This window comes from Fructilactobacillus sanfranciscensis DSM 20451 (assembly GCF_001436035.1).
Taxonomy (GTDB): domain Bacteria; phylum Bacillota; class Bacilli; order Lactobacillales; family Lactobacillaceae; genus Fructilactobacillus; species Fructilactobacillus sanfranciscensis.
In genome coordinates this window covers 33,812-59,472 of the sequence record NZ_AYYM01000005.1, presented here as the reverse complement: position 1 = coordinate 59,472, position 25,661 = coordinate 33,812, and the positions used below count along the sequence as shown (strand labels likewise).

Annotated in this window: 25 protein-coding genes and 1 pseudogene; 7 read left to right on the top strand and 19 right to left on the bottom strand. The window is 35.8% G+C overall.

Going from position 1 to position 25,661, the window contains the following annotated elements:
- Window positions 1-160: 160 nt before the first annotated feature.
- A complete protein-coding gene (locus FD36_RS02730; protein WP_056957848.1) occupies window positions 161-1,498 on the bottom strand; it encodes a dihydrolipoyl dehydrogenase family protein in 1,338 nt (445 codons plus the stop codon).
- Between the two features lie 130 nt (window positions 1,499-1,628).
- Window positions 1,629-1,727 carry a GGIII-like transmembrane region-containing protein gene (locus FD36_RS07035; RefSeq protein WP_115762848.1) on the bottom strand — a complete coding sequence of 33 codons (99 nt, stop codon included), beginning with the start codon at window positions 1,725-1,727 and terminating at the stop codon, window positions 1,629-1,631.
- 169 nt (window positions 1,728-1,896) lie between these two features.
- Here FD36_RS07035 and FD36_RS02725 point away from each other — a divergent pair, with 169 nt between their 5' ends.
- Window positions 1,897-2,652, top strand: a complete 756-nt coding sequence (locus FD36_RS02725) for a hypothetical protein (RefSeq protein WP_056957847.1) — start codon at window positions 1,897-1,899, stop codon at window positions 2,650-2,652.
- A 199-nt stretch (window positions 2,653-2,851) separates the two neighbouring features.
- Here the strand turns inward: FD36_RS02725 and FD36_RS02720 are convergent, their stop codons facing one another.
- From FD36_RS02720 to FD36_RS02680, 9 genes and pseudogenes are all read right to left on the bottom strand, one after another.
- Window positions 2,852-3,508 (bottom strand): amino acid ABC transporter permease, encoded by a 657-nt coding sequence (locus FD36_RS02720; protein WP_056957846.1) that lies wholly within the window; start codon window positions 3,506-3,508, stop codon window positions 2,852-2,854.
- Window positions 3,509-3,519: 11 nt separating this feature from the next.
- Entirely contained in the window at window positions 3,520-4,155 is a 636-nt protein-coding gene (locus FD36_RS02715) for an amino acid ABC transporter permease (protein WP_056957845.1), read from the bottom strand.
- Window positions 4,152-5,015 (bottom strand): transporter substrate-binding domain-containing protein, encoded by an 864-nt coding sequence (locus FD36_RS02710; protein ID WP_056957844.1) that lies wholly within the window; start codon window positions 5,013-5,015, stop codon window positions 4,152-4,154. Before FD36_RS02710 ends, FD36_RS02715 begins: the two co-directional genes overlap by 4 nt.
- Before the next feature lie 17 nt (window positions 5,016-5,032).
- Window positions 5,033-5,773, bottom strand: coding sequence for an amino acid ABC transporter ATP-binding protein (locus FD36_RS02705; RefSeq protein ID WP_056957843.1), 741 nt, complete (start codon window positions 5,771-5,773; stop codon window positions 5,033-5,035).
- A 221-nt stretch (window positions 5,774-5,994) separates the two neighbouring features.
- A pseudogene (gene cls, locus FD36_RS02700) lies at window positions 5,995-7,463 on the bottom strand (cardiolipin synthase).
- Between the two features lie 120 nt (window positions 7,464-7,583).
- On the bottom strand, window positions 7,584-8,906 hold the full coding sequence (locus tag FD36_RS02695) for a C1 family peptidase (RefSeq protein WP_056957842.1): 1,323 nt from the start codon (window positions 8,904-8,906) through the stop codon (window positions 7,584-7,586).
- A gap of 83 nt (window positions 8,907-8,989) precedes the next feature.
- Window positions 8,990-9,625, bottom strand: a complete 636-nt coding sequence (gene lepB, locus FD36_RS02690) for a signal peptidase I (protein WP_056957841.1) — start codon at window positions 9,623-9,625, stop codon at window positions 8,990-8,992.
- Window positions 9,626-9,663: 38 nt separating this feature from the next.
- Window positions 9,664-10,554 (bottom strand): alpha/beta hydrolase, encoded by an 891-nt coding sequence (locus tag FD36_RS02685; protein ID WP_056957840.1) that lies wholly within the window; start codon window positions 10,552-10,554, stop codon window positions 9,664-9,666.
- A 62-nt stretch (window positions 10,555-10,616) separates the two neighbouring features.
- Entirely contained in the window at window positions 10,617-11,510 is an 894-nt protein-coding gene (locus FD36_RS02680; RefSeq protein ID WP_056957839.1) for an EamA family transporter, read from the bottom strand.
- A 97-nt stretch (window positions 11,511-11,607) separates the two neighbouring features.
- On the opposite strand from FD36_RS02680, the gene FD36_RS02675 reads away from it, so the two are divergent.
- Entirely contained in the window at window positions 11,608-12,480 is an 873-nt protein-coding gene (locus FD36_RS02675) for a LysR family transcriptional regulator (protein WP_056957838.1), read from the top strand.
- A 63-nt stretch (window positions 12,481-12,543) separates the two neighbouring features.
- Here the strand turns inward: FD36_RS02675 and FD36_RS02670 are convergent, their stop codons facing one another.
- From FD36_RS02670 to rpmH, 8 genes are all read right to left on the bottom strand, one after another.
- Window positions 12,544-12,852: a type II toxin-antitoxin system PemK/MazF family toxin gene (locus FD36_RS02670; protein ID WP_056957837.1), complete on the bottom strand. Its 309-nt coding sequence runs from the start codon at window positions 12,850-12,852 to the stop codon at window positions 12,544-12,546.
- A complete protein-coding gene (locus FD36_RS02665) occupies window positions 12,845-13,084 on the bottom strand; it encodes a hypothetical protein (RefSeq protein ID WP_056957836.1) in 240 nt (79 codons plus the stop codon). The genes FD36_RS02670 and FD36_RS02665 overlap by 8 nt, the downstream gene beginning before the upstream one ends.
- A gap of 81 nt (window positions 13,085-13,165) precedes the next feature.
- A complete protein-coding gene (mnmG, locus tag FD36_RS02660) occupies window positions 13,166-15,106 on the bottom strand; it encodes a tRNA uridine-5-carboxymethylaminomethyl(34) synthesis enzyme MnmG (protein WP_056957835.1) in 1,941 nt (646 codons plus the stop codon).
- A 30-nt stretch (window positions 15,107-15,136) separates the two neighbouring features.
- Complete coding sequence (mnmE, locus tag FD36_RS02655) at window positions 15,137-16,534, bottom strand: tRNA uridine-5-carboxymethylaminomethyl(34) synthesis GTPase MnmE (RefSeq protein WP_014082549.1); 1,398 nt, start codon at window positions 16,532-16,534, stop codon at window positions 15,137-15,139.
- A gap of 150 nt (window positions 16,535-16,684) precedes the next feature.
- Window positions 16,685-17,407 carry an RNA-binding cell elongation regulator Jag/EloR gene (jag, locus tag FD36_RS02650; protein WP_056957834.1) on the bottom strand — a complete coding sequence of 241 codons (723 nt, stop codon included), beginning with the start codon at window positions 17,405-17,407 and terminating at the stop codon, window positions 16,685-16,687.
- A 145-nt stretch (window positions 17,408-17,552) separates the two neighbouring features.
- Entirely contained in the window at window positions 17,553-18,389 is an 837-nt protein-coding gene (yidC, locus tag FD36_RS02645; RefSeq protein ID WP_056957833.1) for a membrane protein insertase YidC, read from the bottom strand.
- Window positions 18,386-18,748 carry a ribonuclease P protein component gene (rnpA, locus tag FD36_RS02640; protein ID WP_014082552.1) on the bottom strand — a complete coding sequence of 121 codons (363 nt, stop codon included), beginning with the start codon at window positions 18,746-18,748 and terminating at the stop codon, window positions 18,386-18,388. Before rnpA ends, yidC begins: the two co-directional genes overlap by 4 nt.
- A gap of 61 nt (window positions 18,749-18,809) precedes the next feature.
- Entirely contained in the window at window positions 18,810-18,944 is a 135-nt protein-coding gene (gene rpmH / locus FD36_RS02635) for a 50S ribosomal protein L34 (RefSeq protein WP_014082553.1), read from the bottom strand.
- Window positions 18,945-19,447: 503 nt separating this feature from the next.
- Between rpmH and dnaA the strand changes: the two genes are divergently transcribed.
- The 5 genes from dnaA to gyrB all read left to right on the top strand — a co-directional run bounded on the left by dnaA (window position 19,448) and on the right by gyrB (window position 25,632).
- Entirely contained in the window at window positions 19,448-20,797 is a 1,350-nt protein-coding gene (dnaA, locus tag FD36_RS02630) for a chromosomal replication initiator protein DnaA (RefSeq protein ID WP_225362011.1), read from the top strand.
- 212 nt (window positions 20,798-21,009) lie between these two features.
- Complete coding sequence (dnaN, locus tag FD36_RS02625; RefSeq protein WP_056957831.1) at window positions 21,010-22,149, top strand: DNA polymerase III subunit beta; 1,140 nt, start codon at window positions 21,010-21,012, stop codon at window positions 22,147-22,149.
- Window positions 22,150-22,322: 173 nt separating this feature from the next.
- Entirely contained in the window at window positions 22,323-22,541 is a 219-nt protein-coding gene (gene yaaA, locus FD36_RS02620; RefSeq protein ID WP_056957830.1) for a S4 domain-containing protein YaaA, read from the top strand.
- Window positions 22,542-22,549: 8 nt separating this feature from the next.
- Window positions 22,550-23,662, top strand: a complete 1,113-nt coding sequence (gene recF / locus FD36_RS02615) for a DNA replication/repair protein RecF (protein WP_056957829.1) — start codon at window positions 22,550-22,552, stop codon at window positions 23,660-23,662.
- A gap of 20 nt (window positions 23,663-23,682) precedes the next feature.
- The gene (gene gyrB / locus FD36_RS02610) at window positions 23,683-25,632 is read left to right on the top strand and encodes a DNA topoisomerase (ATP-hydrolyzing) subunit B (RefSeq protein WP_056957828.1); all 1,950 of its coding nucleotides are present in this window, start codon (window positions 23,683-23,685) and stop codon (window positions 25,630-25,632) included.
- Window positions 25,633-25,661 lie beyond the last annotated feature (29 nt).

Sequence of the window (25,661 nt, the reverse complement as noted above, 5' to 3'; positions counted from 1 at the left end):
TTTATTTTCAAAACTTTTCCGCGTCAACAATATTTAACTATATACTAATGAAAATAAGATGTCAACAATTTGGTCAAAAAAATCAAAATATTTAACTGTTTATTTTACTTCATAAAAAACACCCGAATAATAAAATTCTGATGTTTTTAAAATCATAAAATTACAATTTAGACCATGATTCAGAACCAATGGTTGGAAACAAACTAATCATGTGTTTAATCTGTTTAGGAGTTAGCTGGTATTCAATTGCAGGAAGAATCGTACTAATTGAATCTTCTGCCTGATCACTAACTTCAGTTGCTCCCACTAGTACCCCATGATTATCATAAATTAGTTTACTAGTTCCTTCATTTTCATTTTTAGTCATCCGAAACCAGTCAGTAGCCAAATCTACATCTTTAATAGTATATTTATTGGAATTTGTTTCATCCTCATCTACTGAAATACCCACTTGAGCAATTCTTGGCGTCGTAAAAACTGCACTTGGAACAGCTGGATAATCAATCGATTTATCAGTTACACCAGAAAATAAATCAGTTAGGTATTCTGATTCGAAAATGGCAGTTGGAGTTAATTTCCCAACCTTTTTATCTAATACATCACCAGCTGCATAAATACTAGGAATATTCGTTTGTAAATGATCATTAACCTCGATTCCTTGATGATTATATTTCACACCAACTTCATCTAACCCAATTCCTTCTACATTAGCTGGACGTCCCGTAGCATTTAAAACCCAATCAGCTTTAAAATCGCCTTGATTAGTTTTAACTATTAAGTCATCATCAATTTTTTCAATTGATTGAGGATTAACGTTAGTAACAAATTTAACATCTAATTCAGCTAACTTATTTAATACAACTTTTACAAATGGCTGATAGAATTTTCTCAAAGCAACGTCATGATGCATTAAAACCGTTACTTTGGTCCCCGAAGCTGCAGCAATATTAGCAAATTCGAGTGCAATGTAACCAGAACCAATCACCGTCATCCGCTCGGGTTGGTTTTTTAAGGATAGAAAATCAGTTCCGTCATGAGTAAGTTCATTACCAGAAATATCTAATTTACGATAATGTGCACCAGTTGCAATCACAATTTTATCTGCAGAATATTCTTTATTACCTACTTTAATACTGTGGTCATCAACTAACTTGCCTTTGCCGTATATTAAATCTATTCCTGCATTAGTCATCATATTACCAATTGCTTCAGGCAATAGTTGAATCACTTCATCCTTATGTTCAACGTTATCTTTCCAATTAATCTCTGGAATTCCAGCTAATCCCGAGCCTTGCAATTCCTTAACATCATGTTGAGTGGTAGTAATCATATCAAGTAAAATTTTTGCATTACAGCCACGATTAGGACAAGTTCCACCAATCAAACCATCCTCAATTACACCAATTTTAAAACCTTTACTAGCTAAAGGAATAGCACCGTTAAACGTTCCATGTCCACTCCCCAAATATAAAACATCATATTCAAATTCATTACTCATAATCTTGCTCCTTAGTGTTACTTCAATTTCACTAAGTATAAATCTGCCTCACTTTAATGCAAACATTAGCTATAATTAAATTTTATACAAAAAACTCATCTGAATTCATCAGATGAGTTTAAAAGTTTACTTATTTATTTTTCTTTCGCTTAAATACCAAAACAATTAATAAAATTATAATTAATAGTAATAGTCCAGCAAAAATATAATACCAAATTGGAGCAGCCATGATTTGCTCCTATGTCAATAAATGGCNGTCAACAATTTGGTCAAAAAAAGTCAAACTTTTTCGACCAAATCCATTTATTAAACTTTTTATAATTGCAATGCTTAATTTTTTCACTTTTATAAAATATGATAATATAAACATAATAAACTACTGAACAGAAAGGATTTTTATGAATAATCAAATTACTCTTCAATACTCATACATTAATCACCAAATTAATGAACCTTTAAATGATGAAAATATCATTTCAGAACTTAATCCGGTCGTTAATGACGTACGGGTAACTCCACAATTTTTCGTTAACACTTCCAACGTGAACCCTTACCAAAGTGGAACTTATAACGCGACCCTATGGTGCCAAATTGGAAATCAAAAAGTTGAAAAGCCTTTCAAAGTTAACGTTAAGGATTTTAATCGTTTAAACGATAACAACTTCGTCAATAATCAAAACAATAATATTCCGCAATCAAATAACAATAATCAATCATATGCACCTCGCAGAACATCAACTGCAAAAAAGATTTGGATTGGAATTTTAGTTTTTGTATTAATTGTTTTAGGCTTAACATCTTGCTCAATTTATAACCAAGCTAAAACAAACCAAGCTCAAGATAGCGCACAAAATCAAAAATTACAAACAGAATTAAATCAGGTTAAACAAGCCCAAAAAACTTACCAAGAAAACCATGATAAAGAGCAACTTGAAAACACTTTAAACGGAATTCAATCACAAATTAGTCAACTTCAAAGTAATAGTGCAACTAATGCACTTAATAATCAAATCAATAAAATCCAAAGTAACCCTGATTCCGGTAAATTAGAATCTGAAATGGATGACTTGAAAGATCAAATTCAACAACAAAGTGGCTTAATTCAAGAATTACAAAACACGATTAATTCATGGTTAAGTAAAGTAGGATTTTAAAAATTAAATCAATAACCTAGCCGATTGTGGCTAGGTTATTTTTTTGCACAAAAAAACAGGCCTAGGCACGGGCAGTTTTTTACAACTTTACGTAGGATCAACAGAACCTAAATGTACTCGCGCCCATTCCTGTATCTACATACTAGTTACTCATTACTTTTTTTGCAAATAAAAAGTCCCCAATTAGAGGACTAGTTTATTATGAAGTAGCCAATCGTCTTTCAAACCATTTTGATAAGAGCGATAAACTGTAATTAACAACAAAGTATAATGCCGTAACGATGGCAAACATTGGAATCATATAGTTAGGGTTTTGCCCATAAATTACTTGACTTCTAAACATCATTTCGGTCAAAACGATGGCAGTTGCAAGGGATGTATCTTTCACTAAAGAAATAAACTGAGAAATCAATGGTGGAATCGAATTTTTCAAAGCTTGCGGTAATAAAATGTACCATAAAGTTTGAAATTTAGTCATTCCAGTTGATAAAGCCCCTTCGATTTGTCCAGCTCCCACTGATAATAATCCACCCCGAATAATTTGAGAAACCATCGTTGATTCAAAGACTGACATTGCAAAGACCGTAGCAGTGAAGGCGTTTAGCTCCACTCCTAGTTTAGGCATGGCAAAGTAGGTAAAGAAGATTAATAACAATAATGGTAAATTACGAATTGTATTTACAATAAATTGAACCGTCCGAGAGAAGTATGGAACTTCTTCAAATAAAATTACTCCTAAAATTGTCCCAACAATAAAGCTAATCACAATCGAAATAATTGAGACGGCAATCGTAATGCCTAAACCACCCATTAGATAGTGCATGTTAACTGAATTGAATGCTGATGCATAAATCATTGCGCTACCTCCTATCTTAATCTATTTTCTAAATGATTCATGAAAACCGAGAGTGGTCCGGTTAACAATAAGTAGAAAATTCCAATGACAATATAAGTGTTAAATGGATCTAGGTTAGCTCCCGAAATTACATTAGCTTGGTACATTAAATCAAGTCCAGCTACAAAGGAAAGAATCGATGAATTTTTGACTAAGTTAATGAATTGGTTTCCTAATGAAGGAATAGCTAATTTAAATCCTTGGGGCAAAACAATGTGGATCATAGCTTGCGTATAGGTTAATCCATTTGAGCGGGCCCCTTCCATTTGTCCTGGGTCAACTGAATTCACGCCTCCCCGAATACATTCAGCGACAAATGATGAAGTATACAGAATTAAGGCAATTGTTCCAGCCCAAAATCCGTTAATTTTAACGGCATGGGACACCACCACATAGAAAAACAATGTAATTACCAATAACGGAATATTTCGGAAAAATTCCACAAACGCCGTTCCAATGAATTTCAGAAATTTATTGGGAGCCATTTCCATTAAAGCAAAAACCGTTCCTAAAATTAATGAGCCTAACAGTCCAACAATTGATGAAAGAATTGTAAATTCAAATCCAGTGATAATTGTCGACCAGTTATCAGTTAAAATTTTGATCATTTTGTCAATTCCCTCCAATCTAAGCCAGGAATGTTACCAAACCATTTTTTAATCAAACGGTCATAGGTTCCGTCAGCTCGAATTTCTTTAAGAGCCCGGTTAACTGCTTTTTGTAAATCAGTTTGACCCTTATCCATTGCTAATCCATACGGTTGGTTGGTAAATGTTCCTCCAATCACTGCAACGTCTTTACTTTGTTGACAGAAACCATACAAAATCGCATTATCAGTCGTCATTGCATCCCCTTGGCCAGATTGTAAGGCACTAAATGCTTGAGAATTATCAGGCATGGCAATTAATTTGGCTTTAGGCGCGAATTTTTTGGTAGTTTCCATGGCCATCGTTCCCATTACTCCGATAATCGTCGACTTAGGATTGTTTAATTGTTGAATATTTTTAATTCCAGAATTCTTTTTAACTAAAATTGATTGCCCAGCTGGAAAATAAGGATTGGAAAAATCAACTATTTTAGCCCGTTCTGGGGTGATGGTCATCGAAGCAGCCACCGCATCCACTTGGTTATTTTTAATTAATTGAATTTTAGAACTGGTCGTTACTGGCGTAAATTCTGGTTTAATTTTAGTTCCTTGATCTTTAGCGATTTGTTTAGTAACAGTACGGGCCATATCAATATCAAAGCCCTCACTTTGACCAGTTTTCGGACTAATCAAACCAAACAACCGGGTATCACTTTTAACGCCCCAGCGCATTACATGAGCTGACTTAATGTTTTTCAGTGAATTTTTGGTCTTGCTTTGATATTCGTGATAAGTCCATCCAAAAACCAAACTACCCACTAAAACAACCACTAAGACTACGGCTGCCAGTAAACCAATGCGTTTTCCTTTTAATTTACTCATAGGTTTATCCTCATTTCTTAATGATGTTCAACTTGTGAAAGAAATTGACGAGCCCGTTCAGTCTTAGGTTGTTTGAAGAACTCTTCGGTAGAAGAATCTTCTAAAATTTTACCATCCGCCATGAAAATAACTCGATCAGCCACTGCTTTCGCAAAATCCATTTCATGAGTAACCACTAAACTAGTCATTGAAGAACTCGTGGTAATGTCTCGCATAACACTCAAAACACTTCCAACCATCTCTGGGTCTAAGGCCGAAGTGGGTTCATCAAAAAGTAAAGCTTTGGGATCCATTGCAAGTGAACGCGCAATCGCAATTCGTTGTTTTTGCCCACCAGATAATTGAGCAGGATATTTTGCACCTTGGTCAGTTAAACCAACGCGTTTTAATAATTGATCCGCAATTTCCCGATTCTTGGCATCATTTCGTTTTAAAACAATTTTAGGTGCTAACATAATGTTGTCCAAAATCGTTTTATTATTGTAGAGATTAAAGTGTTGGAAAACCATTCCAACATCCGTTCTTAATTGATTTAGATTAGTTTTGTCACTAGAAACATCTTTGCCATCTACAATCAGTTGACCCTTTTGAATTGTTTCTAGACCGTTAATGGTTCTAAGTAACGTTGACTTTCCAGAACCTGATGGTCCAATTAATACAACCGTTTCACCGGGGTGAATAGTTAAATTAATATCATGAAGTACATGAAAATCACCATAATATTTTTGGACATCTTTAAATTGAATAATATATGACATATTTATGTCCCTCCTCGTCTTCTCTAGAAAGGGGCTTCTAGGCTTCCTTAAACTTACTAGATAATCATAAATATGCCTAGGTTTCCTGTCGCATTTTGTGACATCAAATACGAATGATAAATTTTAATATAAAAATTTATTATTCGTATTTAATGTCTAATTGTTTCATGTGAAACGACAAAAAACGCTGCTTCCTAACATAGGAAACAACGTTTTTATTTTTATAATAATGGAGATAGCAATCGACTAAAGTGTTGTTTGAAATTAAGCCAAGTAGATTGATCTTTAAAGATCTTTTCTGTTTGAAGTGTACTTTCAGCAATATTTTGTGCGTAAATCTCTTCCATTTTTTGGGCAAGCTTTTCATCGTAAACAAAGGCATTACATTCAAAGTTAAGTTCAAAGCTCCGATAATCCATATTGGCTGAACCAACAGAAACTAGTTTATCATCAACCACCATCGTTTTCGCATGCATAAATCCATTGTTATATGCATAGACTTTCACCCCGAGATGCATTAATTGTCGAGAATAATATTGGGTCGCACGATAAACAAATGGGTGATCAGGCATATCTGGAGTGACAATTTCGACATTTACGCCAGACTTAGCAGCAATTTTCAAAGCATTTAACACTGATTCGTCAGGGATTAAGTAAGGTGTCGTGATTTTAATTGATTTTTCTGCCATTTCAATCAACTTAATGTAACCCATTTTAATTTGTTCCATCGTTGAATCAGGACCACTAGCAACCACTTGAATAATGGCATTTCCATCCGTTTCCATTTTAGGATAATATTTAGCAATATTATCAGGATCATTAGGATCAATTTGTGATTTAAGATCAGTTCCATTCCAATCTAAAATAAAGCGAGATTGTAGCCCATAAACTCCATCACCATGAATTCTAATCGTACAATCATGCCAATTACCAAATTTTTTTGACCAACCCATGTATTGATCACCAATGTTCAATCCGCCAATATAACCAAATTCACCATCAACGGTCACTAACTTGTGGTGATCACGAAAGTTAACTCGCATGTCTTTAATGTTTAACTTATTGTGCAAGAAAGGAAATGCCCTTCCTCCACCATCAATTAAAGGTTTAAAGAACTTTTCAGTTGTCCCCATCGAACCCCATGCATCATAAACTACTCGAACATCAACCCCTTCTTGAGCCTTTTAACCAAGAGATCTAAGATTTGACGTCCAATCTTATCATGAGAAAAAGCATAAAATTCGATGTTAATGGAACTTTTGGCATTTCTGAAATCAGTAAATAATTGTTTAATGAAATCAGGGCCATTAGTAAACGTTTCAATTTCATTATGTCCTAGTAAAGGTGCTGAAGCGGTATTCATAAAAAATTTTACTAATCCTTGTGAGTCGTTAACAATTTTATTGTTAGGATTCTCTTTATCATTGAACTTACCTAACTTTTGTTTTTGTTGCTTAATTTGTCGTTTAACTTGCTTCTTGGCACTCCCGCTAAGTCTTAATAAACTACTCTTTGGCAAACGTCTGCCAAAGAAGGCATAGACAATAAATCCAAAGATGGGGATGAAAATTAATACTAACAGCCATGCCCAAGTTGCTGCAATATCACGTGGGGTTCTAAAAACAGTGATAATCGCAAGAATCGTATTAATAATGATAATTGCGTCTAAAATTGACCCAAAAATTGCCATGGGAACTCCTCCTAATTTCTAATAACACTATTCTACCTAATTTTTCAGACTTTTGTTGAAAAATAAGTTATTAATAATCAAAATAAAAAGAGCTAAACCAATTTGGTTTAGCTCTTGTCTTTATTCTAATGAATCCCATGGTTCTAACATAATTGGTGCTTTGTCTAATACTTTTTTGGTTTCATCACGAAGAAATTCCTTTTTAACAACCACTTCATAAGTGTAATCATCCATCCAGTTATCGGCCATTACAAAATAACCTTTGTCGCCAATTTTAGGACCCCAACTATTTTCTACTTTCCACTTAATTGGTTGGTCATTAACCACATCAACTCCCGTTAAAGTCATTGCATGAGAAACTTCTGCTTCATGATATTCAAGTCGTTCTGCTTTACTCATTTTGGTATTGATCCCAAATAATTCATCATGTAAGAACAATTCACTATCTAAAATACCCTTTTGACGGTCCATTTGTTGTAAAACATCATTTCCAAACCAAATCGTTTCTCCAGCTTGAAGCTGTTTAATGGCAGCTTCTTTAAGTTGATCCATTGACTCGTTTAAAAATTCAATTTGTTTGCCACCTTCAACATTATCTTGACTAGGCAATGCGTATAATTCACCGTATTTTTTATCTGGGGAATTAGTTAAAACTACGTATTGATCTAAATCAACTCCAATGTATTTGGCATAGAAATCTTTAGGTGTTAGTCCTCGATCAAGATGATACTTTTTATCATCATCACGATATTCCAAATCAAATTTTTCTGGTGGAACACCGACTGATTGACCAGTAATTCGATAAATTTCATCCATATATTGTTGTTTCAAATTATTGATTTCAGCATCCGTTGCTCCACGATTGACTAATTCACGAAGTTTCATAGCATCATGACGCATTTTTCGATTTAACAACATATCCAAATCACTTGTGTCTTCTGTAACAGCGGTTTCCGGGAAGGTTTCACGTGGAACTACCCCATATTTTTGGACTAAAGCAGCTGCCATCGCCCATTGACCACCATCAGTACCTGGTGAACTCAAGTAAAATTCAACTTCACGATCACTAGCAGGACGACCAGCTAAAGCAATCATCCGATCATAAAAAATATTAGCCCGTTCAATCTTATCCCAGAAAAATAAGTAGCTTTGAGACAATTCAAAGTCTTTTACTTTATACTGAGTAGCAAATTGATGACGTAACGTATTTAAAATTGAAAATAACCAACAGCGTCCACTGTGCTTTTGATTGGCAACAGTTCCTGTAGGAATATCAATTGAAAAAGTATGGTTCAATTTAGCTAAAACTTGAGCGTTCGTAGCAGTTTTATTAATTCCATTAGACATCACAGCGTTAGCAACAATTTTATGTTCCGAACGGTCTTTTAACTTTTGGTGCATTTGTGCAAGGTCTTGATTAGTAAGCGGTTGATTAAATTTCATGTTATTCACCCTTTCGATTTAATTGACATTGTACCAATTAAATTTACAAATAGCAAAAAAGACGACCAAAAGTCGTCTTTTTATTAATCTCGGTCATTGATATTTTCACGTTTTTGTTTATTAGTATCCCAAGGGAAAGTCTTAACTACCCCAATAACCTTATCTTTCGGTACAAATCCCCAATAACGGCTATCATTTGAAACACTTCGGTGATCACCCATTACAAAGTATTGATTCTTTGGAACCTTCACTGCTCCTTGATTCTTTTTCCAGTTTCTAGAGAGTGATTTTAAATCCCAGTTTCCAGGTTGCATATTGTAGTCAGATCCATTTTTTTGTTCTGAACTACTAATGTAGCTTTGATCAATTTTATGATCATTAACGTAAATTGATCCATTCTTAAAAGCAACCGTATCTCCTGGAACTGCAATAACTCGTTTTACATAATCAGTTCCATTAGTACCAAGTAAATTCTTTACAAAACCACCATTTTCCGCTGCTTGTGGATCAATCCCGGCTGCGTTGAAAACAATTACACTCCCACGTTTGATTTCTGAACGACGCCAAACCATAATTCTTTCATTATTAATCAGGTTCGGCTCCATGGAAGGCCCATCAACACGAGCAACCGTGAAAAAACATTGTCTAATTATTAAGGCAACCGCCAAACCAATTATCACTGGGAGAACCCAACTTAGAATTTCTTTGATTGTTTTCATTTTATTTCTCCTATTTTATAAATCAATCTATTTTACCACTAATGCAAATTTCGCTGTAAAAATTGTTCTTTTTGAGCAAAAACCGTTCCGTTCATAAAACCACTTGGTCCATGTGGAGCATCCGGTACAATATGTAACTCTACGTTTTGAGATCCAATTTTTTGCGCTACTTCAGCGGCTAAATTAATTGTTTGAATATAAGGAACGACCCGATCCTGTTTTCCTGCATACATTAAAACGGGAATCATATGTTTGTTTAAATAAGTTTTCGGATTAACGGCCACATTTAAATCAGGAACGTCTAACGGACGTTGTTGTCCTAACATCATACCTTCAAATGAATCAGCAGCTCCAGTTTCTGAAAATTTAGGTGTTTGGCCTAAGACAGCGAATTGAGCAGGCATCATCGCTAAATCGTAAGGACCATAAGAGGCAATTACTCCGTTGACTTGACTGCTATAAGATAAATTACCACCAAACTCACTTTGCAACTGATTATTTGCTTCTGAAGCAGCGGTTAGCATGGCCAACTGTGCTCCTGATGATTCCCCCATTAAAAACACATTCTGATCATCAAAATGATATTGGTCGGCATGGGCTTTTACCCACCGAATCACAGCCTTCAGTTCATAAATTGGCTGAGGAAAGTCTGCCATGTAACTTAATGAATAGTTAGGGCTCACCACTGCATACCTGCGTTTCAATAATTGAAGGGCTCCGTTTAATTTATTAGAACTTTTTTCTCCAAAGTACATTCCGCCACCGTAAACATCAATGATAACTGGATAATTAGATTGTTCTTGGTTAGGTAAATAAATATCAAGTTGGTTACGCTGACCATCTGCATATGCCAAATTAAGGAATTTGCGGTCAATCCCTTTTGTATCTGCGCCCACAAAAGTTGGTTTACGTTCAATAAATTTAACCATTTTCCCGTTCACCTCAAAATTATTGATTTTTCTTATTTTACCATTAATCGATTAAATTTTAATTAAGCTTGTAGTTTACTGAATCCAAATTGAATAAAGACCACACTCACAATTAAGACCATTCCTAAAATTTCAAATCCGCCTAATTTATCCTGCAAAACTAACATGCAAGCTAAGGTAGCGGTCAATGGTTCAAATGACCCTAACATCTGCGTTGTAGCTGCTGGTAAAAACGCCAAACTTTTAATGTAGGCCAGACTTGCTAACAAGGTCCCAACTAAAACGACAAACACAATATTGATAATAATTGGAACAGAGAAAGCTGGTAATGCAATCAAAAACACCACTGGTAATAATGGTAAACTACCTAAAAACATGCCCCAACCCACAACAATTGTCGCATCATAATCATTTAGTAGTTTTTGCGGCAATAAACTGTAGAAAACTGCTCCAATCGCTGATACAATTCCCCAAAATAGAGCCAATGGAGCCAAAGATAAGCTACCAAAATTACCATTTGTTACTAATAAAAGGGTTCCACCTAAACTTAATCCAATTGTGATCATTTCAATTCGATTAGGTAAGCATCGTTTCTTCAATGTGCAATAGATGATGGTGAATAACGGGTTCAAAAACTGGAGAGCCGCTGCGGTCGCAACGTTACTGTAACCAATCGTTAAGAAAAATGCTAATTGAGCGGGTAAAAAACCTAAGAAACTAAATAAAAGAAGTTGTTTACGAGAACTACTAGATTGCCAAATCTTAAAAGTTTGTGCTTTTAATTGGGGTTGGCTAGCTGCAAATAGCAACATTAATAAACCAGCCACGAACAATCGCATCCCTACTAACCAAATTGGGGAAAAAGGTTGCTTAAATAAAAACTGGCTCGATACCCCACTCAAGCCCCAAAATGATGCTCCTAAAATTGCTAAAATTAATCCTTGTTTTCTTTTCATCTCAATCGTCCTCCACTAATCATAGTTTTAATATATAATGGAAAACAAAATAATAAAAATTAATATTTTTTATTAAATTATAAGGATACGTTATATTATGAATAAATATTGGGCTTTAAAGCTCGTCTTAGAACAACAAAGTATTACCAAAGCTGCACAAATCATGGGTTATTCTCAACCAGCAGTTAGTCAAATGCTAACTAGTTTAGAACAAGAATTAGGTTTTCCCTTACTTAGTAAGCAACGACAAACATTAAAGTTAACCAAGGAAGGCCAAGCCATTTATCCTTTCATCGTTAAATTAATCAATGACCAGCAAGCTCTAATAGATAAACAGCACGAAATTACTAATCAAGCCAATCGATTAATTAGAATTGCAACGATTCCTAGTATTTCCCAACAGTGGCTGCCAGAGCTAATCAGTGCTTTTCAATTTCAAAATCCAAACGTTGATTTTTCCATTATTCAAGGTGATAACGTCAGTATCCCTCGGTTAGTAGAAAACGGTGATGCTGAATTGGGAATTTTAAATCAAGATGCTGCCCCTGATTGTGATTGCGAGTTTTTAAAGGAGCAAACTTTGAGAGCAGTTCTGCCTAAAAGTTATCCATTTTCGTCAGATCTAAATGCATTAAATTTAGCTGAACTAACCAAGTACCCCTATATTTTATTAGAAGAAGGTTTACATAGTGAATCTTTAAGTCAGTTTAAAAGTGCTGGTCTAAAACCCCATATTAAAATGCGACTACATGATAGTTTTTCAACATTATTAATGGTCGAACAGGGCTTAGGCTATACCATTATGCCAGTTGATCAATCCTTAGATGACCACCATCAGATTCGCATTTTACCAACTAGTCCAATCATTACCAGAAAAATTGGGATTCTATCAAAAAATGAAATCCTGATGACCAGTGCCGCAGAAAAATTCAAAAAATTTGTCAAAAAACATGCCCAAGAATTAAATTAACCAAAAAAATAAGACATCTCAGAGAGTTGTCTTATTTTAATTAAAAGATTTGGCGAATAACATTCATAACTTTAATAAAAAACCGATTAGAAATTTTTCCACATACTGGGCGTGGCGCGTCCGAAAATCAAACGTATAAAATTGTAAAGCATTTACATAGCCATCAATTTCCTTACCTTTTACGGTAATAGAGGTTACGTGGTTTTTTTGGCCATGTGTAATTGGGGACACGGCAACTAATCCCGTTCGCTCACTATAATCCCCTTTACTAAGGACTAAAGCTGGCCGACGTTTTTTGATTTCCAACCCACTTTGGGGGTCAAAATCGAGATAGATAATGTCTTTTTGTTTTGGAATATACTCATCAGTCATCTAATTTTTCCTCCCCCATAAATTTGCCAAAATCCATTTCTGCTTGTGAAAAATCAAGGTCAGCAAATTCTGGACTAGAAAAAATATCTTGATACAACGGGGTAAATACAATCTCACCATTATCTAACTGTGAAACATAATATTGGTCACCTAAATTAAGCTTAATTTCATCCGTAACTGGTAAAGTCATCTGTTTTCCATTTTTAATTACTTTTACAATGCGATTATTCATCTTTTTGCCTCCATATCGACATTATAAGCTAAAAAGTTCAATCAACGAGCTAAGTTGATTGAACTTTTTATTATGTTTAAATTATTCAGTTTTCGCAATCTTCCCCTGTTGAATGTACACACTCAAAATGGCGATGTCAGAAGGATTAACACCACTAATTCGTGATGCTTGCGCAATCGTGGTTGGTTGAATTTGTTTCAACTTTTCTTTTCCTTCAGTTGCAATTCCATCAATCGCATCGTAATCAATCTTTTCCGGAATTTTCTTCGATTCCATTTTTTTCATCCGATTAACTTTTTCTTCTTCTTTTTTAATGTAACCAGCGTACTTAATGTAAATCGTAATTTGTTCCACAACACGTGGATCAAGTGGTTCATCCGTTGCTGGAATGTATTCTAGCAACTTTGCATAGTCCACATAAGGTCGACGTAAGAATTGAGCGGCAATAATTCCATCTTTCAAAGGCTTATCACCGTGTGATTGGACAAATTCATTAATCTGATCATTTGGTTTAATTCTGATGGTTTCTAGACGATTAATTTCATCTTCAACGGCTTTTTTCTTGGCCAAAAATGCTTCGTAGCGTTCATCAGAAATCAAACCGATTTCATGACCAATCGGAGTTAAACGCATGTCAGCATTATCGTTTCGTAACAATAACCGATATTCGGCCCGACTAGTCAAAAGTCGGTAAGGTTCATTAGTTCCCTTGGTAACTAAATCATCAATTAGCACCCCGATGTAAGCATCGGAACGTTTTAAGATAATTGGATCTTTACCTTGAACTTTACGTGCAGCATTAATTCCGGCCATTAATCCTTGTCCAGCGGCTTCTTCATAACCCGAAGTTCCATTGGTTTGCCCCGCTGTGAAAAGATTTTCGATTACTTTACTTTCCATACTAGGCTTCATTTGTTGTGGTGGAATAATGTCATATTCAATCGCATAACCAGGACGCATCATCTTGGCATTTTCCAACCCTTTAATTGAATGGAGCATTTCTTGTTGTAATTCTTCGGGCATGGAATTAGACATTCCATCCACATACCATTCGTCGTTGCCACGACCTTCTGGTTCAAGGAAGACTTGGTGACGATCTTTATCAGCAAACCGGACCACTTTATCTTCAATTGAAGGACAGTAACGAGGCCCAATTCCATCGATTACACCATTAAAAAGTGGAGAACGATCTAAATTATCTCGAATAATTTGGTGTGTTGTGGGATTAGTGTAAGTTAACCAACAAGAAATTTGTTCACTGACCGGTAAATAATCACTATAAGGAGTCATAAAACTAAAGTGATGTGGTTTCTCATCTCCCGGTTGTTCTTCAATTCCAGAATGATCAATCGTATTTCCATTTACTCGAGGGGGAGTCCCAGTCTTGAACCGTTCCAAATTAAACCCATTTTTTTCCAGATTTTCTGACAATTTAATGGATGGAAGCGAGTTATTAGGACCTGATGAATAACGAAGTTCCCCAATGTAAATTTGTCCTCGTGCTGAAGTTCCGGTTGCAAGGACCACCGTTTTCGCGTGATAAATTGCCCCAGTATTGGTGATAACTCCTTCAACGCGGTTATCATTTACTACCAAATTGTCCACGATGGCTTGACGCAACGTTAAGTTGTCTTCTTTTTCAATCGTATTTTTCATTTCTTGGTGATAAGCATGCTTATCAGCTTGAGCCCGTAATGCTTGAACTGCAGGACCTTTACCGGTATTCAAGAGCCGCATTTGGATGTAGGTTTTATCAATATTTTTACCCATTTCGCCACCTAAAGCATCAATTTCTCGAACCACTGTCCCTTTTGCTGGTCCACCAACCGAAGGATTACAAGGCATAAAGGCGACCATTTCTAAACTAATGGTTAGTAATAAAGTCTTTTGACCCATCCGTGCTGCAGCTAAAGCGGCTTCACTACCGGCATGTCCAGCACCCACAACTACAACATCGTAATCACCCGCATTGTAAGTGTGCGTAACATCCGTTGTTTTTAAAACTTCTTTTTTTTCTGTCATTATTTTCTCCTAATGTTTCATGTGAAACAACTATTTTCCAATACAGAACTGGTCAAATAATTGATCCATCAATTCATCATCATAACTATCTCCGGTAATTGCGCCTAAATCATCCCATGCTGATTGCAAATCAATTTGCACAATATCAACTGGTAATCCCGCTCCAATTCCATCAATAACCGTTTGCACTGAGTCAAGTGCTTGTTGTAAAAGACTAATATGGCGAGCATTGGTGACCATCACACTGTTTTGCGTGCTAGCAATTCCTTTAGTAAAGAACATTTGAGAAATTGTATCTTCAAGTGTTTTGGTTCCATTTTCTGCCATAGCAGAAGTCTTAATCATGTCACTATTCCCGTATTCGGCTTTAATTTTCTCAATGTCTAACTTCATTGGAAGATCGGTTTTGTTCAATAAAATCACTCGTTTACTATCGCGAGTTAAATCAAGTAATTGTCGATCTTCATCAGTTAAGGGTTCGCTTGAGTTCAAAACTAAAAGTACCAAGTCAGCTTTTTTAATTGCAGCACGAGAACGGTCAACCCCAATTTTCTCTACCTTATCTTCAGTTTCCCGAATTCCTGCGGTATCAATTAAATGAAGCGGAACACCCGCTACATTCACATACTCATCAAGCACGTCACGGGTAGTTCCAGGCACATCCGTTACAATTGCTTTTTCTTCATGCAATAAACGATTCAACAAACTTGATTTACCAACATTAGGTCGACCAACAATTGCGGTATTTAAGCCATCACGGAGAACTTTTCCTTGTTGGGCCGTTGCTAATAATTTCTCAATTTCAGCTTTAATTTCCTGTGCTTTATCCAACATTAATTTTGAAGTCACTACTTCAGCCCCATCATATTCGGGATAATCAATATTAACTTCGACATTAGCTAACACATCAACAATTTTTTGCCGCATTTTACGAATTGCTGCAGAAAGATTACCATCCAACTGATTTAAAGCTGCTTTACGGGCTTCATCGGTCTTGGCATCAATCAAATCCATTACCGCTTCTGATTGAGAAAGATCAATTCTTCCATTTAAAAAGGCGCGCTTCGTAAATTCTCCTGGTTCAGCCATCCGAGCGCCGTTTCTTAATACTAGCTGCAAAACCTTATTGGTAACTTGAATTCCACCGTGGCAATTAATTTCAATAATATCTTCTTTAGTATAGGTTTTGGGAGCCCGCATCACTGAAACCATCACTTCATCAACTCTACTATCATCATTGGCAGGATCGACAATGTGTCCATAATTAATGGTATCAGTTGCTACTTTATCTAAGTCTTTACCACGATAAATTTTTTTCGCAATTTTCATGGCGTCTGACCCACTAATTCTTACGATTGAAATTCCCCCAACTCCTGGAGCAGTTGAAATTGCTGCAATGGTATCATAATCAGTTGTCATTAATGGCATCTTAAAAACTCCTTTCTGCTTTTTTCCATAAAAAAAGTACCTACCCCTCGCGTCTTAACAACACGGGGACAAAGCACTTTCACTACTTTATCGATTTAATTTTATATCTTATCTATCATAATTAGATTAATTTAATTTGTCAATTTATGACTATCGTGGTCCAATAACCACTTCACGATTTGGTTCATTTCCAACTGAATAAGTTAAAACATCATCAAAATTTTCTAAAACTAAATGAATTTGTTTACGCTCAAAGGCAGGCATGGAATCAAGATGAACTGGTTGGCCCGTTGCTTCAACGTCCCGAGCACTTCGTGTAGCTAAATCAATTAAAATTTTCCGGCGACGTTCGCGATAATTAGCGGTATCCAAAACGACCTCGACGTAGTTTACGCCGTGATTATTAAGGTAAAATTCACATAATTGTTGGAGAGCATTAATAGTTCGACCGTGCTTACCAATTAAAAGTCCTTCTTTATCAGTTTGACAATCAATGTAAACACGTTTGTTGTTCGGCATGTCAACCTCTAAAGTGGCATTGATTCCCATCTCATCAAGTACGTCTTGTAAATACTTAGCAAGCTTTTTAACAACAGCAAAGTTACGTTCAAAACGGGCTTCAGCAGTTGTTTCTGGCTGTTTACTAGCTTTTTTGGAGACCTCAGTTGTAACTGTTTTTTTAGTTGGTTTCAGTGTTTTAACTTGTTGTTTAACAACTTTCATTTCAATAATGGCATCTTTTTTAAATAATCCTAAGAATCCATTACTTGGTTTTTGAATAATTTTAATTTTAGCGTTTTCACGATTGATGTTTAAGTCTTTAAGTCCATTTTCAATGGCAGTTTCTAGATTTTTACCTGTATATTTTGGCATGATATATGATTTCTCCTAGTTAATTGTCAACCTTGATAGCATAGCACAAATTAACTAGGTTTCGAAAGGGTTTTCGTTCGTTTGTAATATTAATTTATAAATAAAATAAGCTTAGGAATTAAATTTCCCAAGCTTATTTTAAATATTAACGTTTTTTGTGACTCTTTTTAGCCCGACGAATTGCTTTTTCAACAGCTCGTTCATGCTCACGTTTAGCCTTTTGCTTTTCTTCTCGTTCGCGTTTCATTTTCCAAGGATTTTGGATAACTAATGTTTGTCCAACTTGGAAAGCGTTGGTAACTACCCAGTACAATGAAAGGGCTGATGGAACATTCAAGGCCGTGAAGAAAATAATCACAGGCATCAAGAAGGTCATCGACATTGCCATGGCATTGGTTTCTGGTTGTGACTTCATTGCTAACCAAGAACTAAAGAACGTAAACAAAGCAGCAAGAATTGGCAAAATAAAGTATGGATCACGACTTCCTAGTTGTAACCATAAGAAGTGCCCGGTTTTTAGTTCCGGTGTCCGCCAAATGGCTTGGTACAACGCAAAAATAACTGGTAATTGTACAATCATTGGCAACATACTTGCCATTGGATGTACTCCATTTTCTTTATAAAGCGCTTTTTGTTCAGCCTGCAACTTCATCATCGTATCAGTATCACGAGATGAATACTTCTTTTGCAAAGCTTTAAGTTGTGGCTGAAGTTCAGCCATCTCTTTCATGTTTTTAGTTTGGTAAACCATCAATGGCAAAATGATAACTCGGATAATAATAGTAAATAAAACAATCCCAATTCCATAGTTGTAATCAAAGGCTTTCGATAACCAAATAATCGCACGAGAGAAATTATAAACGATTAATCCATCCCATAAACCAGTACTATGACTAGTAACGGGAGAGTTGCTACAAGCAGTTAGAAATAACCCTAAACTGACTACCATCATGGCTGTAGCAATTTTTTTGAATTTTTTCATTCCTTTTCCTCACTATAATCAGCATCCAACAAATGAGCTAAGTGCAAAACGTGCACCAAACTAGACTTTACTTCTTTCATTGAAAGACCATCAGCAATCGGTCTTGCAATAATTAAAATATCAACGTCTTGTTTTAGATAAGGCTTTAATTCAGTAATTGATTGTCGAACTCGACGTTTCACCCAATTACGGTGAACCGCATTTCCAATTTTTTTACCGACGGAAATTCCAACCCGAAAATGGGGTTGATCGGGTTTTTCCATTTGATAGATAACAAACTGACGATTAGCTACCGAATCATGCTTTTCAAAAACTTGCTGAAAATCAGCTTCTTTTTTAACACGATACGATTTTCTCATTAAATTAATCTCCAAATTTTTATATTTGTATAATAAAAAAGGCCACCGAATGGTCAGTGGTCTATGCAGATAATACTTTTCTACCTTTTTGACGGCGACGAGCTAATACTTTACGTCCACCTTTAGTTTGCATACGTGCACGGAAACCATGAACACGGTTACGATGACGTTTCTTTGGTTGGTAAGTTCTCTTCATTACGAGCCCTCCTTATATTCGATTTCGTTTAAACGATTTTTTATCCAATAGTGCTTCTTTTAAATAATAGCACAAACCGCGAAACTAGCAAAGGACAAATTTGAAAAGTTCCATAATTAGTTAACCTAACGTTCTGTGGATATAAAAAAAGTTTCATAAAGTTTACCTGTGAATTAGTGTGGATAACTAGGCAGGTAAATCACATGCTTTGCACGAATCTTTGCACAAAATCACAACAGTTATTCATTTTTATCCACAAGCTGTGTACAATTCAATAAATGTGTAATAGTTCCTTTTATAGCAACGTTTAGTTATCCACACGTGCTTGTTAATTAGTCAAAAAGCAACTTCTTTTTATTAGTTGTTAACAAGTTTGTGGAAAACTTATACCTTAGATGTGAAACATATATCCACAATGTGTTTTATGTTGTGGAAAACTTTTTTATTTCCGTCATAAAATGCTAAAATATTTTTATCGCTTTAACATAGGAGGAGTAACTTCAGTGAATGAAAATGAATTATGGAACAAAATAAAAAGTAAATTCAGAACTGATCCTAAATACGACAACATTAACTTCAATACTTGGATTGGACCTGCTACTCCAATTTCCTATGATGGAAATGTGTTTGTACTTGAACTACCTACTGATTTGCACCGTGATTATTGGGAAAAACAACTCGTTTCTAAATTTATCGAGTACGCTTACGAAATTACCCAAACCGATGTCACACCTAAATTCGTAGTTAAAGGTGAAGATACCCCTGATTCAAATACAGCAAATATCAGAGACTTTCACAATAAAAATAGGGTTCCTGAACGTCCACGAGTAGATCCTCACTTAAATCCAAATTACACATTTGAAAGATTTGTGATCGGTCAAGGAAACCAAATGGCCCATGCTGCTGCATTGGCAGTCTCGGAAGATCCCGGTAAAGTTTATAATCCGCTATTTTTCTATGGGGGAGTTGGTCTAGGGAAAACTCATTTGATGCAAGCCATTGGTAACAAGGTTTTAGCTGCTAATCCAAATGCCATCGTTAAATATGTTACAACCGAAAAATTTACAAATGATTTCATTGATGCCATTCAAAATAGTAAGATGCAAGAATTTCGGAAAATGTATCGTGAAATTGACTTGCTCTTGATTGATGATATCCAGTTCCTGGCTAACAAAGAAGGAACTCAAGATGAATTCTTCAATACTTTTAATGCTTTATATGAAAACAACAAGCAAATTGTTATGACTGCTGATCGGCTTCCAAACGAAATTAATTCGTTAACTGATCGTTTAGTTTCTCGATTCAAATGGGGTTTATCCGTTGATATTACTGCGCCTGATTTAGAAACTCGAGCCGCAATTTTGCGTGCCAAAGCCAAATCTGAAGGGCTGGAGGTTGACGGTAGCATCATGAGTTATATTGCCAGTCAAATTGATTCCAATGTCCGTGAATTGGAAGGCGCTTTAGCTCGAATTAAGGCCTTTGCCGATTTAAAACAAGAACCAATCACAATCGATTTAGTTTCAGAAGCCCTACGGCCACTCAAGTTAGATAAAGAACGCAGTGCCATCACACCCGAAACTATCATTAAAACCACGGCGAATTATTTTCATATTACTGCGAAAGATATTAAGGGGAAAAAACGAGTCAAAGCCATTGTTGTTCCACGGCAAATTGCCATGTACCTATCTCGTGAATTAACCGATAATTCACTTCCTAAAATAGGAGATGCCTTTGGTGGCAAGGATCATACAACCGTAATCCATGCTTATGATAAAATTTCGGAAAAAGTAACAACCGATATTGACCTACGCAATCAAATTGAAGATTTAAAAAACGAAATTAGACACTAGTAAATCTGAATAATCTCAAAAATGGTATAATTTGAATTGTGGATAACTTTCTGAAATACTAGTTTTTATCAACAACTTTATCCACAAAGTGTGGACTAACGGGTAGCTACGTTTAGCTTAGTTTTCCCCATAATTAACAGCACCTACTACTACTGCTTTTATTCTTTTATTAATTAAGTAAACTAAAAACACGCTAAGGAGAATCCTAAAAAATGAAATTTTCAATCAATCGTGCTTCATTCATTAAAGCGTTAAATATTGTCCAAAGAGCAATCTCTTCTAAAACAACTATTCCAATTTTGACTGGTTTAAAACTAGACGTCACTGGAAACAACATTATGTTAACTGGAAGTAATGCAGATATTTCAATTCAAACCACAATTAGTGGTGATAATCCAGATAACGATTTAAAAATTAGTTCAACTGGAAGCATTGTTTTACCCGCTCGTTTTTTCAGTGAAATTGTAAAAAAATTACCTGACACAGAGTTAGTTGTTGAAGTTGGCGATAATTTTCAAACCAACATTAAGTCAGGAAACTCTGAATTTACCATTAATGGGTTAGATGCAAATGGTTATCCTCATCTTCCAGAAATCAGCACCGATAATTCAATTGACTTACCTGCTGAAATTTTTAAAGAAGTAATTGGTCAAACTGTAATTGCTGTATCTAAACAAGAAAATCGTCCAATTTTAACTGGGGTGCACTTCACCCTAGACCAAAATCAATTATTAGCTGTCGCAACTGATAGTCATCGGTTAAGTCAACGGAAAGTTAGTTTACCTGCTGAAAGTGACGGTGCTTATAACATTGTGATTCCTGGTGACAGTTTGAAAGAACTTTCTCACATGCTTGATAGTGAAAAAGAACAAATCAAAATGGATTTATCGGAAAACCAAGTTATGTTTAATTTTGGAGCAACTCGTTTTTACTCACGGTTACTTGAAGGAATGTACCCAGATACTTCACGCTTAATTCCAGATTCATCCGCAACTAAGATTCAGTTCTCAGCTCCAGATTTATTAGCAGCTGTTGAACGTGCCTCATTGTTGTCTCATGAATCACGGAATAATGTAATTAAATTAACGATTAAGCCAAATGATAAAGTAGTGACCATTACTGGTAACTCTCCTGATGTTGGTAAAGTTGAAGAAGATCTCCAACCAAAGGAAATTAGCGGAGAAGACCTTGAAATTTCATTTAACCCAGATTATATGAAAGAAGCACTTCGAGTATTTGGTAAAATTGATGTTGAAGTGGCATTTACGTCTGCTCTTCGTCCATTTACAATTACTCCAACCGAAAATGATCATGAATTTATTCAATTAATCACCCCGGTTCGGACCTTTTAAAAATTAAAAACATCAAAAAAGCTCATATTTTGCGATATGAGCTTTTTTTGTATTTTTAAATGTTATTTATCTAGAATGCCCTATTTTTCGTTAAAACGGCTATCAGTGCTAGTTGTGTATACTTTTTCCGTTAAAAAAGGTATAATTGTAAGTAACTGAAAGCAGGTGGATTCATGGAAAAAGAAGTTTTAATTACCACTCCATACATTACTTTAGCGCAATTGTTAAAGATGGAAGACGTGATTGCCTCTGGTGGGCAAGCAAAATGGTATTTACGAGAAAAAACGGTTTATTACAATGATGAACCAGAAAATCGTCGAGGAAAAAAGCTCTACGATGGCGATATCGTTCGAGTTCCTGATTTTGGAACATTTCTGATTAAATCAAAGTAGGAAATTAAATGAAGGTAAATGAGTTAAGATTACGAAATTTTCGTAACTATGGGAAGGTAGATGTCCAATTTTCTGACGGGGTAAATGTCTTAATTGGAGAAAACGCCCAGGGAAAGACCAATTTACTGGAAGCAATCTATGTATTGGCTTTGACGAAAAGTCATCGGGCCAACAGTAACCGCGATTTAATTAGTTGGGATGATAAAGCAGCTGATATCTGGGGTTTAGTGCAACGAAGTTCGGGGAAAACCCAATTGGAATTAACTTTAAGTTCAAAGGGTAAGCGAGCCAAAGTTAATCACATTGAGCAGGCGAAACTCTCAACTTATATTGGACAATTAAATGTCATTTTATTTGCTCCTGAAGATTTAAAAATCGTCAAAGGCTCTCCACAGATTAGACGACGCTTCATGGATATCGAGTTTGGGCAAATGAGTAATAAGTATCTTTATAATATGACGCAATACCGGCGGATTTTAAAACAACGAAATGCTTATTTGCGCCAACTTCATTTTCATAAAGCAACAGATACCATTTATTTAGACGTTTTATCAGACCAATTAGCAGCTTACGCCGCTGAAATTATCTACCAACGAGTTCAATTGTTAGGAAAACTCCAAAAATGGTCCCAAAAGATCCATAGTGCGATTTCACAACAACGTGAAACTTTAAATTTTAAATATATGACTTCTCTAAAAAAAGGAGAACTTGGTTCAGTTGAACAAATCTATCAGATTTTATTGGAAAAATTTAAAAGCAATCACGAGAAAGAAATTCGCCAAGGAACTTCGATTTTTGGACCACATCGAGATGATTTACGATTTATCGTAAACGATAAAGATGTTGCTCAGTTTGGTTCACAAGGACAACAACGAACGGCCGCTTTGGCTACCAAATTAGCGGAAATTGATGTCATGAAAGAAGAAACCGGAGAATATCCAGTTTTGTTACTAGATGATGTTTTGTCAGAACTTGATGAAGGACGACAAACGCACCTTTTAACTGCGATTCAAGACAAAGTTCAGATGTTTTTGACAACCACTAGCATGAGCGATGTTGCCACAGAATTAATTCATAATCCAAAAATGTTTCATATCAAAGATGGAATCATTTCCAAGTAAGTTGATTGAGGAGGATTTATATGACAGACAAACCACAAGAAACCCAGGCAGAACGGGCACGTGAATATGATGCCAGTCAAATTCAAGTTTTAAAAGGACTTGAAGCAGTTCGGAAACGTCCCGGAATGTATATTGGGGCAACTAATTCCCAAGGATTACACCATTTAGTATGGGAAATTGTTGATAATGGGATTGATGAAGCTTTAGCAGGATTTGCTTCCAAAATCGATGTTGTGATTGAAAAAGACAACAGTATTACTGTGACTGATAATGGTCGTGGAATTCCGATTGATATGCAAAAGGAAACAGGGAAGTCTGCTCTTGAAACGGTCTTTACCATTCTTCATGCCGGAGGAAAATTCGGCGGTGGTGGTTACAAGGTTTCTGGTGGGTTACATGGGGTTGGTGCCTCAGTTGTTAATGCACTTTCCAGCGAACTTGATGTAACTGTCACCCGTGGCGGAAAACAATATTACATGGACTTTGTGAGAGGACATGTTAAAACTCCAATTGAAGTAGTTGGTACTGCACCTCAAGATGATCACAGCACTAAAGTTCATTTTTTGCCAGATCCAGATATCTTCACAGAAACTACGACTTTTGACATGGAAACGTTGACGACTCGAGTTCGTGAATTAGCCTTTTTGAATAAAGGACTTCGGATTACGATTAAGGATGAACGTCCTGAAAAGCCCGTAGAACATGACTTCTTTTACGAAGGTGGGATTAAGCATTACGTTGAATTCTTAGATCGTGGTCGTTCTCCAATCTTCAAGGATCCAATTTATGTTGAAGGTAAGGAAAACGGGATTACTGTTGAAGTATCTCTTCAGTACACTAATGACTATCACAGTACGCTCAAAACCTTTACCAACAACATCAATACTTATGAAGGTGGAACACACGAAGAAGGTTTCAAACAAGCTTTAACTAGAATTATCAATACTTATGGGCGAAACAACAATATTATTAAAGACAACGAAGATAATTTAACTGGGCCTGATGTTCGTGAAGGATTAACGGCGGTTATCAGTGTGAAACATCCTGATCCTCAATTTGAGGGACAAACGAAAACCAAGTTAGGTAATTCGGATGCTAGAACGGCAACTAATCACGTTTTTGGACAAGAATTTTCTAAATTTATGGATGAACATCCCCAAATTGCCAAAGAAATTGTCCAAAAAGGGATGTTAGCTTCTAAAGCACGAGCTGCTGCTAAACGCGCACGTGAAGTTACACGGAAGAAGAGCGGCCTTGAAATTAATAACCTTCCTGGTAAATTGGCTAATAATACCAGTAAAGATCCAGCTGTTTCAGAATTATTTATTGTCGAAGGGGATTCAGCCGGAGGTTCTGCAAAACAAGGACGTTCACGGTTGACCCAAGCAATTTTGCCTATTCGAGGTAAAATTTTGAACGTGGAAAAAGCTACAATGGATCGAATTCTTGCCAATGAAGAAATTAGATCATTGTTTACCGCAATGGGAACTGGTTTTGGAGAAGAATTTAATATTGAAAAAGTTCGTTACCATAAGCTAATTATCATGACTGATGCGGATGTCGATGGTGCGCACATTCAAACTCTATTATTAACGTTGATTTACAACTTTATGCGTCCCATGGTTGATCATGGCTATGTTTACATTGCTCAACCACCTTTGTATCGGGTTCGCCAAGGGAATAAATTCCAAAGATACGTTGATTCTGACGAAGAACTAAAAGAATTACTTGCTTCTCTTCCAGCCTCACCAAAACCATCTATTCAACGATACAAAGGTTTAGGAGAAATGGATGCGGAACAATTATGGGATACTACGATGAATCCAGTTAACCGTCGTTTACTTCGAGTTACATCAGATAATATTGATGAAGCTAACGAAGCTTTCACGATGTTAATGGGAGAAAAAGTTGCCCCACGTCGTAAATTTATTGAAAATAACGCGAAATTTGTAGAAAACTTAGATGTTTAATGTTTCATGTGAAACATTAACAGAGACGA